General features: G+C 71.0%; 9 protein-coding genes. 2 read left to right on the top strand and 7 right to left on the bottom strand.

The window, feature by feature from the left end:
- Window positions 1-91 precede the first annotated feature (91 nt).
- The 6 genes from OG453_RS30120 to OG453_RS30095 form a co-directional block, all read right to left on the bottom strand.
- Complete coding sequence (locus tag OG453_RS30120; RefSeq protein ID WP_266871708.1) at window positions 92-2,233, bottom strand: hypothetical protein; 2,142 nt, start codon at window positions 2,231-2,233, stop codon at window positions 92-94.
- 141 nt (window positions 2,234-2,374) lie between these two features.
- Window positions 2,375-3,526, bottom strand: coding sequence for an XdhC/CoxI family protein (locus OG453_RS30115; RefSeq protein WP_266871707.1), 1,152 nt, complete (start codon window positions 3,524-3,526; stop codon window positions 2,375-2,377).
- A gap of 45 nt (window positions 3,527-3,571) precedes the next feature.
- Window positions 3,572-5,029, bottom strand: a complete 1,458-nt coding sequence (locus OG453_RS30110; protein ID WP_266871706.1) for an NCS2 family permease — start codon at window positions 5,027-5,029, stop codon at window positions 3,572-3,574.
- A gap of 257 nt (window positions 5,030-5,286) precedes the next feature.
- Window positions 5,287-7,677 carry a xanthine dehydrogenase family protein molybdopterin-binding subunit gene (locus OG453_RS30105; RefSeq protein WP_266871705.1) on the bottom strand — a complete coding sequence of 797 codons (2,391 nt, stop codon included), beginning with the start codon at window positions 7,675-7,677 and terminating at the stop codon, window positions 5,287-5,289.
- A gap of 2 nt (window positions 7,678-7,679) precedes the next feature.
- The gene (locus OG453_RS30100) at window positions 7,680-8,282 is read right to left on the bottom strand and encodes a (2Fe-2S)-binding protein (RefSeq protein ID WP_135332270.1); all 603 of its coding nucleotides are present in this window, start codon (window positions 8,280-8,282) and stop codon (window positions 7,680-7,682) included.
- Window positions 8,282-9,172 (bottom strand): xanthine dehydrogenase family protein subunit M, encoded by an 891-nt coding sequence (locus tag OG453_RS30095; protein ID WP_266871704.1) that lies wholly within the window; start codon window positions 9,170-9,172, stop codon window positions 8,282-8,284. The genes OG453_RS30100 and OG453_RS30095 overlap by 1 nt, the downstream gene beginning before the upstream one ends.
- Window positions 9,173-9,497: 325 nt before the next feature.
- Between OG453_RS30095 and OG453_RS30090 the strand changes: the two genes are divergently transcribed.
- Together OG453_RS30090 and OG453_RS30085 are read left to right on the top strand one after the other, a co-directional pair.
- A complete protein-coding gene (locus OG453_RS30090) occupies window positions 9,498-11,192 on the top strand; it encodes a PucR family transcriptional regulator (protein WP_266871702.1) in 1,695 nt (564 codons plus the stop codon).
- A gap of 154 nt (window positions 11,193-11,346) precedes the next feature.
- The gene (locus OG453_RS30085; protein ID WP_266871701.1) at window positions 11,347-12,108 is read left to right on the top strand and encodes a hypothetical protein; all 762 of its coding nucleotides are present in this window, start codon (window positions 11,347-11,349) and stop codon (window positions 12,106-12,108) included.
- A 309-nt stretch (window positions 12,109-12,417) separates the two neighbouring features.
- Here the strand turns inward: OG453_RS30085 and OG453_RS30080 are convergent, their stop codons facing one another.
- Window positions 12,418-13,176, bottom strand: coding sequence for a GntR family transcriptional regulator (locus OG453_RS30080; protein ID WP_266871700.1), 759 nt, complete (start codon window positions 13,174-13,176; stop codon window positions 12,418-12,420).
- Window positions 13,177-13,222: the final 46 nt, after the last annotated feature.

Raw genomic sequence — 13,222 nt, 5'->3', positions numbered from 1 at the left:
GTTGGCCTTCTCCCGGGACGGGACGCCCCGGAAGCCGCCCGGCGCTCGCGCACCGGGAAGTTCGTCGGGATCTGTCGGGATCTGTCGGGATCTACGCGTGGGTCAGCAGGACGCGGCCGGTCAGGGCGGGCAGTCCCGCCGCGGGCGCCGGTGGCAGCGTGCGCACGATGACGGCCTCGCGTCCGCGCCCCCGGAGCGCGGCGAGCAGGCCCGCCAGGCCGCCGTCCGCCGCCTCTGCACCGCTTCCGGGACCGGGCTCGGCTTCGCCGCGGGCCTCGGGGAACTCCTCGTACGGCACGAGGACGACCGACCGGGCGCTGTCGAGACGCGGCCCCTCGGCCGGCAGCTGGAGCAGCCCGGCCAGTTCGAGCACGGCGCGGTGCAGCGCATCGGTCCGGGTCAGGCCGATCGCGGCCACCCGTACGGCAGTTCGGCGGCTGTCCCGCAGCGGCTGCGCGTGCGCCACGACGACCCTTTCCGGGCCGTCCCCCAGCACTTCGGTGAAGCTCACGTCGGCCGCGAGGCGGCGCAGCGAGGGCAGGATCGACAGCTCCCGGCTCACCTGCCCGGCGGCCGAGGGGTCGAGGCGCCGTACCGCCGCCGTGCCGGCACAGGCCGCCCGGACGCGTTCGTGGAGCAGCACGGAGAGCAGGCCGTTCAGCGCGGTCTCCTCGAACGTCGCGCCCGCGCCGTAGCCCGCCGCCATGTCGCCGTGCGGATCCGCCGCGGCGAGGGCAGGGGCGAACGCGATCCGCTCCGGAATCCACGTCACGACGCGGCGACTCAGCGAATAGGCGGGAATCCAGGCGTCCTTGCCCTCCGGATCCTCGCCCGTATGCGGCGACGGCGAGCCGAACGCGGTGGCGGGCAACGCATCCGTGCCCTCGCCCCTCAGCCTGCCGTGGCTGCCGGTGAGGACCGGCATGAACACAGGGGTGCGCCGGACCGCTGCGACGCGGCGCGCCAGGCGTTCGACCGCGTCGGTCCGCGCGGCCTCCAGGGTGTCGTAGCTGCAGCCGTACGCGTCAGGACCCGGCGCACCGCCGACGCGGGCCCTGCCGATCTTCACCAGGAGTTGCGGCAGCTCCGCGTCGTCGAAGCCCGCGAGCAGGCCGAGCCTCGGGGCGGCGGCGGTCTCCTGGTGCGCGGCCCGCTCCGCGCTCTCCACGGGCAGGTCGGCGCCCCCGGCGGCGAATCGCATGACGCTTGCCGTGAATTCACGGAGGGATTGCTGCTTGATGCAGTAGGGGCAGTCCAAATGGACGGCCAGCGGCTCCCGCACGCTCTCCAGGGAAATCGGATCGCGCAGGACGACCCCGCCGGAGAGTTCCGAATCCATACAGCCTGAGAGTTGCTTGAACAACTCAGCCGCCAATTCGCTTCCGGCGGCGGCCGATACAGCGGGAAACAGCTCTGCGGGAGCACCGCCTATCGTCCCGTTCTCGGCGAGCCAGAGCTGCAGGCAGAACCGGCAGGACTTTCCCGTGCCGACCAGTGGACCGAGCAGCAGGAACTCGGAACTCGCGTCGCCGGAGAGGAACAACAGCCCCCGTTCACCGGCGTGTTCGGCGAGGTCGGACGCGAGAGCACCGGGCACTCCGTACGGAAGGACGAGCAGCGCGTCGGGGCGCCATGCGGCGGCCCGCCTGCGAACGGCCGCACCGTCCCGCTCGTCGAAGATCTCAAGGCCTTCCACCCCCGCCACGGCGCCCTGCGCGTCATCGGAGCCGGCGGCGACCCGGCACAGCGCCACCCTGCGCACGCCGTTGCGCAGCAGCAGGCGCGCGGCCGACGCGGCGCAGGGACCGTCCCCGACCAGCAGCACCCTGGCGTCCCGCACCGTGCGGAAGGCGGCCTTCGGGGTGTCCGTGTGGTGGGCGAAGAAGGCGATCTGCTCGGCGAACGCGGCGCTGGTCTCCGCGTCGAGCACGTCGTCGCCCTCGACCCGGCGCGCCCGCAGGAAGCCGCTGGACGCCAGTTGCCCGAGCAGGCGCGAGACCGCCGCGGCGCGTTCCTCGTCGAGGCCGGCGCACAGCCGTTCCTCGGTGCAGCCGCGGGAGAGTGCGGGGGCGAGCGCCGTCAGCCAGCGATAGGCGGAGCCGCCTTTCAGGAAGAAATCCTCGGAACTCCCCCGCAACAGCACACCGCCGGGTGCCTCGATAAAGGCGGCATCCTGTCTCAGGAACAGCTCTTCATTGCTTCCTAACGGTTCTTCCACCGACTGGAGAGCCACACCCACCCCTTCGATTCCCTTTTCTCGGCTGCTCGGGAACAAACCTATTCCGTGGGCCCGTTGGGCAACCACCATCCATTGTGACGAAAGGCTGGCGGAGCGTGAGCAAAACCTTTGGAGGTTTTCACAATTGAGCCGGGGTCAGGCGACGGATCCGATGTGTCCTGCCGCCTTGCGCGAGCCGTCGTGGTGGATCGGCGTGTGCGCACCGGTCAGCGAGACACCGCTGCCGCCCCGCCGGTTCGCGACGATCTCCGCGGCGATGGAGAGCGCCGTCTCCTCCGGCGTACGGGCGCCCAGGTCCAGGCCGATGGGCGAGCGCAGACGGGCCAGTTCGAGCTCGGTGACGCCGACATCGCGCAGCCGCTTGTTGCGGTCCTCGTGGGTGCGGCGCGAACCCATCGCGCCGATGTAGGCGACGGGAAGCCGCAGCGCCGCCTCAAGGAGGGGCACGTCGAACTTGGCGTCGTGCGTGAGCACGCACAGCACGGTCCGCCCGTCGACCTCCGTGCGCTGCAAGTACTTGTGCGGCCACTCGACGACGATCTCGTCGGCGTCCGGGAAGCGGGTCTTCGTCGCGAAGACGGGGCGCGCGTCGCACACCGTCACGCGGTAGCCGAGGAACTTGCCCATGCGCACCAGCGCGGACGCGAAGTCGATGGCCCCGAACACGATCATGCGGGGCGGCGGCACGCTCGACTCGACGAGCAGGGTGATCGGCTGCCCGCAGCGCGAGCCGTCCTCCCCTATCTCGACGGTGCCGGTGCGGCCGGCGTCCAGCATGGCGCGGGCCTCTCCGGCCGCGGTCCGGTCCAGTTCGGGATGTCCGCCGAGCCCTCCCTCGTACGCCCCTTCGGTACGTACGAGAAGAGCGCGGCCCATCAGGTCCGCGGGGCCCGAGGTGATGCGGGCGACGGCCGCCGCGCCGCCGGACGCGGCGGCCGCCAGAGCGGTGGCGAGCACCGGCCGCGCGGAGGATTCCGCGCGGACCGGTGTGACGAGGATGTCGATGATGCCGCCGCAGGTCAGGCCCACGGCGAAGGCGTCCTCGTCGCTGTATCCGAAGCGCTCGACGACGCTCTCACCGTCTTCGAGTGCCTGCTGACACAGGTCGTAGACGGCGCCTTCCACACACCCGCCGGAGACCGAACCGATCGCCGTGCCGTCCGAGTCGACGGCCATGGCCGCTCCCGGCTGCCGGGGCGCGCTGCCGCCGACCGCCACCACGGTGGCGACGGCGAAGTCACGTCCCTGCTCGACCCACCGGTTCAACTCTTCGGCGATGTCCAGCATCTCGGCCTCCTCAAAGGTTCTACGGGTGTGTGGAGGGCTTGGCGCCTAGTGGACGCCCAGCCAGCTCTCGATGGGGTTGAGGGCGAAGTAGACGATGAAGATCACCGTCAGGCCCCACATGAAGGCCCCGATCTCGCGGGCCTTGCCCTGCGCGACCTTGATGGCCACCCAGGAGATGACACCCGCCGCGACACCGGTCGTGATGGTGTACGTGAAGGGCATGAGCACGACGGTCAGGAAGACCGGGATGGCGGTGGCGCGGTCGGCCCAGTCGACGTGTCGGGCGTTCATCATCATCATCGCTCCGATGACGACGAGCGCGGCGGACGCGACTTCCTGCGGCACGAGCGCCGTGACCGGCGTGAAGAAGAGACAGGCCGCGAAGAACAGGCCGGTGACGACCGAGGAGAGACCCGTACGGGCGCCTTCACCGACGCCGGTCGCCGACTCGACGAACACGGTCTGGCCGGAGCCGCCCGCGACACCGCCGATGGCGCCGCCGGCGCCGTCGATGAACAGCGCCTTGGACAGGCCGGGCATCCGGCCCTTGTCGTCGGCCAGCTTGGCCTCGGTGCCGACGCCGATGATGGTGGCCATCGCGTCGAAGAAGCCGGCGAGCACGAGCGTGAAGACGATCATGCCGACGGTCATCGCGCCGACGTCGCCCCAGCCGCCGAACTCGACGTCGCCGAGGAGCGAGAAGTCTGGTGTGGAGACCGCGCTGCCGTGCAGTTCGGGGGCGCCGCTCGCCCACTGCTTGGGGTCGATCACGTCGAGCGCGTTGAGCACGGCGGCCACGATGGTGCCGGTGACGATGCCGATCAGGATCGCGCCGGGGGTGTTGCGCGCCTGCAGCATGAAGATCAGGAGCAGGGTGCCCGCGAAGAGCAGCACGGGCCAGCCCGCGAGTTCACCGGCGGGACCGAGCGTGAGCGGGGTCGCCTTGCCGGGGTGGACGAAACCGCCCTTGACCAGGCCGATGATGGCGATGAACAGGCCGATGCCCATGGTGATGCCGTGCTTCAGGGCGAGCGGGATCGCGTTCATGATCATCTCGCGGAGCCCGGTGACCACCAGGAGCATGATCACCGCGCCGTACATCACACACATGCCCATGGCCTGCGGCCAGGTCATCTGGGGCGCGACCTGCGAGGCGATCACGCCGGACACGGAGAGTCCGGCGGCGAGGGCGAGCGGCACCTTGCCGACGAAGCCCATCAGCAGGGTGGTGACCGCCGCGGCGAGCGCCGTCGCGGTGACCAGGGCCTTCTGGCCCATGGTGTCCCCGGCCACGTCCTTGCCGGACAGGAGGACGGGGTTGAGCAGGACGATGTACGCCATCGCCATGAAGGTGGTGATTCCGCCGCGCACCTCACGCGCGACCGTGGATTCCCGCAGGGATATGTGAAAGTACCGGTCGAGCCAAGACCTGCCGGCCGGAACACGCGAGCCGTTGCCCGCGTCCTCCGCCGTTGTCTTCGGCTCCGTTGACTGCTGGGTCATGGTGCCTAACTCCCAAGGTTCAAAGGGGCACCCGCAACAGGTGGTTCGGTTGGATCGACCTGTGGAGACTGCGGGATTTGGGATGGTGCGTTTGGCTGCACGACCCGGGGGACGGCCCGAGACGAACGGGGGCTCCTAAGAGCGTGGGTACTGCGAATGACCGCGAGCGGTGCGGTACTTGTGATCTCCGGGCGGCGCGGGCAGTGGGAAGTGTGACGTTCCATGGGAGGCACGCACCGCCCGGAGAGATCGTGGGATCAGTTGCCGGTGAGGTGCTCCGGACGTACCGGCGTCCTGTTCAGCTCCAGGCCCGTCGCGTTCCGAATGGCCGCGAGTACGGCCGGAGTCGACGAAAGGGTCGGAGCCTCGCCGATGCCACGGAGCCCGTACGGGGCGTGCTCATCGGCGAGTTCGAGCACGTCGACGGGGATGGTCGGCGTGTCGAGGATGGTGGGGAGCAGGTAGTCGGTGAAGGAGGGGTTCCTGACCTTCGCCGTCTTGGGGTCGACGACGATCTCCTCCATGACCGCGATGCCCATGCCCTGGATGGTGCCGCCCTGGATCTGACCGATGACGGAGAGCGGGTTGAGCATCTTGCCGACGTCCTGGGCACAGGCCATTTCGATGACCTTGACCAGGCCGAGCTCGGTGTCGACCTCGACGACGGCGCGGTGCGCGGCGAAGGTGTACTGGACGTGGCCGTTGCCCTGTCCGGTGACCAGGTCGAAGGCGACGGTGGGCCGGTGGCGCCACTCCTCCTCGATCTCGACGGTCTCGTCCTCCAGTACGTCGACGAGATCGGCGAGGACCTCGCCTCCGTCGGTGACGACCTTGCCGCCTTCGAGCAGCAACTCGGCCGTCGCCCACGCCGGGTGGTACGAGCCCATCTTGCGCCGGCCGATCTCAAGGACCTTCTCGCGCACCAGCTCACAGGCGTTCTTGACGGCGCCGCCGGTGACGTACGTCTGACGGGACGCGGACGTCGAACCGGCCGAGCCCACCTGGGTGTCGGCGGGGTGGATGGTCACCTGCGTGACACCGAGCTCGGTGCGGGCGATCTGGGCGTGCACGGTGACGCCGCCCTGGCCGACCTCGGCCATCGCGGTGTGCACGGTGGCGACGGGCTCGCCGCCGATGACCTCCATGCGCACCTTGGCGGTCGAGTAGTCGTCGAAGCCCTCGGAGAAGCCGACGTTCTTGATGCCGACCGCGTAGCCGATGCCTCGTACGACGCTCTCGCCGTGCGTGGTGTTGGACAGACCGCCGGGCAGCTGCCGTACGTCGGAGCCCTCGCTGGACTCCCACTGGCGCTCGGGCGGCAGCGGCATCTCCTTGACGCGGCGCAGCAGCTCGGCGACCGGGGCCGGGGAGTCGACCGGCTGCCCGGTCGGCATGATGGTCCCCTGCTCCATGGCGTTGAGCTGCCGGAACTCGACCCGGTCCATGCCCAGCTTGTCGGCGAGCTTGTCCATCTGCGCCTCGTAGGCGAAGCACGCCTGGACCGCGCCGAAGCCGCGCATGGCGCCGCAGGGCGGGTTGTTGCTGTAGAGCGCGACGGCCTCGATGTCGACGTCGTCGATCACGTACGGGCCCACACTCAGCGAGGACGCGTTGCCGACCACGGCCGGGGACGCGGAGGCGTAGGCGCCGCCGTCGAGCACGATCCGGCACTTCATGTGCGTGATCTTGCCGTCCTTGGTGGCGCCGTGCTCGTAGGTGAGCTTCGCCGGGTGGCGGTGCACATGGCCGAAGAAGGACTCGAACCGGTTGTAGACGATCTTGATCGGCTTGCCCGTGCGCAGTGCGAGGAGGCACGCGTGGATCTGCATCGAGATGTCCTCGCGACCGCCGAAGGCACCGCCGACGCCGGAGAGCGTCATGCGCACCTTCTCCTCGGGCAGGCCGAGGACCGGGGCGATCTGTTCGAGGTCGGAGTGCAGCCACTGCGTGGCGACGTACAGCTCGACGCCGCCGTCCTCGGACGGCACCGCGAGGCCGGACTCCGGGCCGAGGAAGGCCTGGTCCTGCATGCCGAAGGTGTACTCGCCCTTGACGATGACGTCGGCCTTCTTGGCGGCCTCGTCGGCGTTGCCGCGGATGATCGGCTGGCGGTGCACGATGTTCGGGTGCGGGACGTGGCCCATGTGGCTGTCGGTGCGGCCCTCGTGCACGAGCACGGCGTCGGGAGCGATCGCGGACGCCTCGTCCGTGATGACCGGCAGCTCCCGGTACTCGACCTTGATCTTCGCGGCGGCGCGGCGTGCGGTCTCCGGGTGGTCGGCGGCCACGATGGCGACCGGCTCACCGTGGTGGCGGACCTTGCCGTGGGCGAGCACCGGCGTGTCCTGGATCTCCAGGCCGTAGTGCTTCATCTCGGCCGGCAGGTCGTCGTAGGTCATGACGGCGTAGACGCCGCTCATCGCGAGGGCCTCGGAGGTGTCGATCGACACGATCTCGGCGTGTGCCACGGTGCTGCGCAGGGCCTGGCCCCACAGCATGTCCTCGTGCCACATGTCCGAGGAGTAGGCGAACTCTCCGGTGACCTTCAGGGTGCCGTCGGGCCGCAGCGTCGACTCGCCGATGCCGCCCTTGGTCTGCGACCCCTGGGTGATCTTGGTGGGGGCGCCTGTCGTACGGGTGGATCCCATGGTCAGACCGCCTCTTCCTGACGATCCTGACGGGCGGCCGCGAGGCGGACGGCGTCCAGGATCTTCTCGTAACCGGTGCAGCGGCAGAGGTTGCCGGAGAGCGCCTCGCGGATGTCCGCGTCGGTCGGCTGCGGGTTGCGCTCCAGCATCTCGTCGGCCGCGACGAGCAGACCGGGGGTGCAGAAGCCGCACTGGACGGCGCCCGCGTCGATGAACGCCTGCTGGATCGGGGAGAGTTCGGTGCCCTCGCCCGTCTGGCCGTCGGTGCCCTCGGCCTGCCAGCGCTGGGCGCTGTCCAGGGAGACACCGCAGGCGCCGGAGGCGCAGCCGCCGCCCGGGTGGGCGTCCTCGCGGTGCTTCGCGTAGTCGGCGAGGCCCTCGACGGTGGTGACCTCACGGCCCTCCACCTGTCCTGCCGCGACCAGGCACGAACACACCGGCACACCGTCGAGACGGACGGTGCAGGAACCGCACTCGCCCTGCTCGCAGGCGTTCTTGGAACCGGGAAGCCCCATGCGCTCGCGCAGCACGTACAGAAGGGACTCGCCCTCCCAGACGTCATCGGCTTCCTGCTGACGGCCATTGACCGTGAAGTTGACACGCATTACGCGACTCCCTCAGTGCTGCGGCCCTTGCCGCGGTACGTCTCCCAGGTCCAGCCGAGCGTGCGGCGGGCCATGATCCCGACGGCGTGGCGGCGGTAGCTCGCCGTGCCGCGTACGTCGTCGATCGGGTTGGCGGCGCCGGATGCGAGATCCGCGAACTGCTTGGCGATCGAGGGGGTGATGATCTTCTTGCTGTCCCAGAAGCCGCCCTCCTCGAGCGCCGCGTTCAGGAACTCCTCGGCGGCCTTGGCCCGGATCGGGGTCGGGGCGGCGGAGCCGATGCCCGTCCGTACCGTCCGGGTCTCGGGGTGCAGGGCGATGCCGAAGGCGCACACGGCGATGACCATCGCGTTGCGGGTGCCGACCTTCGAGTACTGCTGGGGGCCGTCCGCCTTCTTGATGTGGACGGACTTGATCAGCTCGTCGGGGGCCAGCGCATTGCGCTTGACACCAGTGTAGAAGTCGTCGATCGGGATGAGGCGCGAGCCGCGTACGGACTCCACCTCGACCTCGCAGTCGGCGGCCAGCAGCGCCGGGTGGGCGTCACCGGCCGGGGACGCCGTGCCCAGGTTGCCGCCGACGCCGCCGCGGTTACGGATCTGCGGGGAAGCGACCGTGTGCGAGGCGAGCGCGAGCCCGGGGAGCTCGGTGCGCAGCTCCTCCATGATCTGGGTGTACGGGACGGAGGCGCCCAGCTGGACCGTCTCCTCGCCCACCTCCCACTCGCGCAGCTCGACGATGCGGTTGAGGTCAAGCAGGTACTCGGGACGACGGTGGTCGAAGTTGATCTCGACCATCACATCGGTGCCACCCGCAATCGGCACAGCGGTGGGGTGCTCGGCCTTCGCGGCGAGCGCCTCCTCCCAGCTGGCGGGGCGAAGGAAGTCCATGAGGCTCTCTTCTTCGTATCGTGGGTCGTTCGGTGGAGGTGATCCAGCCAAGCCGGGCCGGAGGCCTCTCGACTGCTCGTTCATGTGCTGTTAACGCGGAGTGGAGCCAGTACACCGCCAGGCCGTCCGATGGGGTCAGTCACCGAAACCATGAAGGAGTTGGCTGGCCAAGCCGCGCGTCTTGTAGATTCGTATGAAGAACGGTCCTCAGCAACCTCGCGGATTCCCCCTGGAAACCCCAGGCACCCGCCGACACACCACACCGGGTAGCCGGACGGGGACTCCGTGTACATCCCATTCGAGACAGATCGGCGGCGACGACACCATGCGGCTGCGCGCACTCCTTGACACCGACGCGCTGGGCCTGCGGCTGCTCGGCGGTGAGGACGAGCTGGACCGCACGGTGCGCGGTGTGATGACCACCGACCTGCGGGACCCCAGCCGCTACCTCACCGGCGGCGAGCTGGTCCTCACGGGTCTCGCCTGGCGCCACGACGCCTCGGACACGGAACCTTTCGTACGGATCCTGGCGAGCGCCGGAGTGGCGGCGCTGGCCGCCGGCGAGGCCGAACTCGGCGACATCCCCGACGACATCGTGGAGGCCTGCGCACGGCACCGCCTGCCGCTGTTCGCGGTCAACGAGCGGGTCGCCTTCGCGACGATCACCGAGCACGTCGTACGTCAGGTCTCCGGCGAGCGGGCCGGTGACCTCGCGGCGGTCGTCGACCGGCACCGCCGTCTGATGACCTCGGGTCCGGCCGGCGGCGGCCCCGACGTCGTCCTCGACCTGCTCGGCTCCGACCTGGACCTGCGGGCCTGGGTGCTCTCCCCCGCCGGCCGCCCCATCGCGGGCTCCAGCGCGGCCGGTCCCGCCCTGTCCACCGAGGTCTGCGCGCGTCTGGCGGGCGAGCACCTGGCGGCGGCGCGCACCGGGCGGCGCGGGCCGCACCGGGTCCTGGTGGACGGCGTCACGTACTCGCTGTTCCCCATTCGGAGCAGCGGGCGGGCATCGGCATCCGCGAGCGCGGGCACGGCGGCATCGCGCGACGTGCGCGAGACGATCCTGTCGGACTGGCTCCTTGCGGTCGAGGCCGACGCGGGCGACTGGCCCGAGGAGCGGCTCGACCTGCTGCAGGGCGTGACCCAGCTGATCGCGGTCGAGCGGGACCGGCGGGACGCCGCCCGCACCGTGCGCCGCCGCCTCGCCCAGGAAGTCCTCGAACTGGTCCAGACGGGCGCGGCCCCGGCGGAGATCGCCGCACGCCTCCGGGTGGCCGCCCCGGTGCTCCTTCCGGGCCTCGGCGCGGCGCCGCACTGGCAGGTCGTGGTGGCCCGCGTCGAGTGGGACGGCGGGGAGATCGAGGGCGGCCCGGTGGCCCAGTCCCTCCTGGAGGAGATCCTCGTGGACCCGCTGTCGGCGGGCCCCGAACCGTCCGACCGGATCGCGGTGGCCCATACGGGTGACGAGGCGATCGCGCTCGTACCGCTGCCGGCGGTGTCCTCGGAACACGACGGCTCGGAGACGGGCCTGCTCGCGGATTCTCTCCTCGAATCCGTCCGCGCCCCCTTGTCGGCGGGCCTCGACGGCGACGGCCGCCTCACGCTCGGCGTGAGCGCGTCCGTGCACTCGGCGGAGGGCCTGCGCGGCGCCCTGGAGGAGGCCCGGCACGCCCGCCGGGTCGCCGCGGCGCGCCCCGGCCGGGTCTGCGCGGCCGGCCACCAGGAACTGGCCTCGCACGTACTTCTGCTCCCCTTCGTGCCGGACGACGTCCGCAGGGCGTTCACGGCCCGCCTCCTCGACCCCCTGCGGGACTACGACCGGCGCCACCGCGCGGAGCTCATCCCCACCCTGGAGGCGTTCCTCGACTGCGACGGCTCGTGGACGCGCTGCGCCGCGCGGCTGCACCTGCACGTCAACACGTTGCGCTACCGCGTCGGCCGTATCGAGCAGTTGACGAGTCGTGACCTTTCGCGCCTCGAGGACAAGCTCGATTTCTTCCTGGCACTGCGCATGAGCTGACAGCGGGCGCGGCCCTCAAACCCCTTCCATGACCCGCCCTTTGTGAAATCTTTCACCCAGCCCCTTGGCCGGACGTGTCGATCCGTGCTGAGATGCGCCCACGACTCAACAGCTCAATGGCGTGCTCGGGGAGGGCAACGTGGCGCATACCGCCATGTCTGGTACCGGAACGACTGCAGGGGACGATCCACTCCAGACCGCGGTATGGCGGCTGCGCTCGCGCGGCTGTTGGACCGACGCGGCCGCGCTGCTCGCCTCCCGGGAGGGGGCGAGGGCGGCCCTCCAGAGAACGTCACTCCTGGTGGAGCGCTGCCTGTTCACCGGGGACGGATGGAGCGAGGCCGAGGACGGGCTCCGTACGGCGGAAGCACTGGCCGCCGAGGACGACGACCGGGGCGCGGCGGCTTGTGAGCGGGGGCAGTTGGCGTACGCGTCGACGGTGCTCGGGGTCCGGGACCGGGCCGACGAGGCGCGTACGGCGCTGGGGCGGGCGGCGGCGTTGCTCGCCCCGAATGCCTCGGGGCGGCCACTGCTCGACTTCCGTCGGGGTCTTGTCGCCGAGCATCTCGCGGATTCGCCGCAGGCGGCGCGGGCCGCGTACCGGCGGGCGCATGCGGGCGCGACGGCGCACGGCGACTCCTTGCTCCTGTCCTTCACGTGGCGGCACCTGGCCGGACTCGCCCTGCGGGAGGGGGAGTTGGCGGAGGCACGACACGGCTTCTCCGAGTCCCTCCGCATCCGCGAGGAGCTGGGTTATCTGGTCGGCACGGCCCCCGCGCTGGCGGCCCTGGCGGACGCGGAGCCGGAGCCGGAGGCGGGCCGCCTCCGGGCCGAGGCGGCGCGCCTCTTCCGCCTGATGGGCGGGGTCCCGTCCTGGCTGGCCCAGCATTTGTCCCCACCGGCACCGGCGGCGTGAGGTTGGGTAGGGGCGATTTTTCCCCAACCCCGCCCCTACCCGAATCCTTTCCGGCTGCGCCGGCCGCGGGGTGGCCGTCGATCACCGGCTCCGCCGAGTTCGTCCTCAAACGCCGGACGGGCTGAAAGAGCTACCGACGGGTGGGCGGGCAACTGCCGGGCAATCGGGTGGGCGGGCGGGAAAGCTTTCGCCGCGAAGCGGCGGTACGGCGCCGCAGCCGCCGACGACGCGTCGGCAGACCGGGGCCGCTGCCGGGCAATCGGGTGGGTGGGCGGGAAAAGATCCGCCGCGAAGCGGCGGTCTTGAACGCTAGCCCCCCGCCCCCGCGAAATGCTCCCGCACCAAGGACTGGACGACGGCCAGGTCACGGGCCACCAACGCCTCCAAGAGGGCCGTGTGCTCCGCCGCGTCGGCGACGAGGTCCGCGCGGCGCCCGGAGACGGGCCCGCTGACCAGCGGCCACTGCGACCGCCGGTGCAGATCGTCCGCCACCTGCACCAGCTGCTGATTCCCGGAGAGGCCGAGGACCGCCCGGTGAAAGGCCCGGTCCGACTCCGCGTAGCGGGCGAGGTCCCCACCCGCCGCAGCCACCACGCTCGCCTCAGCCAGCGGCCGCAACTCACACCACCGCGCGGCAGGCACCGTACGGGCAAGCCGCAGCATCACCGGCACCTCGATCAGCGCCCGGACCTCCGCGAGCTCCCCCAGCTCCCGAGCGCTCCGCTCGGTCACCCGGAAGCCACGGTTCGGCACGACCTCGACCGCGCCCTCGATGGCGAGCTGCTGCATCGCCTCGCGCACGGGAGTGGCGGAGACCCCGAAGCGCTCGCCGAGCACCGGCGCGGAGTACACCTCGCCGGGCGCGAGATCACCGCCGACCAGCGCGGCGCGCAGCGCGTCGAGCACCTGACCGCGGACCGAGCTCCGCTGCAGCGGCTTGCGCGGCGCGGGCGCGGCAGAAGGCTCAGCCTCCGCGTGCGTGTGCTCACCGCGCGCCGAGCCCGACCGCGGCTGCTCCGGCACACGGGCGGCAAGGCGGTACGCGTCATGCGCTCTGGCCTGCTCCACGAGGTCCACCCATAGTCCGCTCGGTCCGAAAGGTACGAGAGGCACC

Source organism: Streptomyces sp. NBC_01381 (assembly GCF_026340305.1).
In the GTDB taxonomy this organism is placed as follows: domain Bacteria; phylum Actinomycetota; class Actinomycetes; order Streptomycetales; family Streptomycetaceae; genus Streptomyces.
The sequence above is the reverse complement of the archived record's forward strand: the minus strand, read 5'-3'. Positions and strand labels throughout refer to the sequence as shown.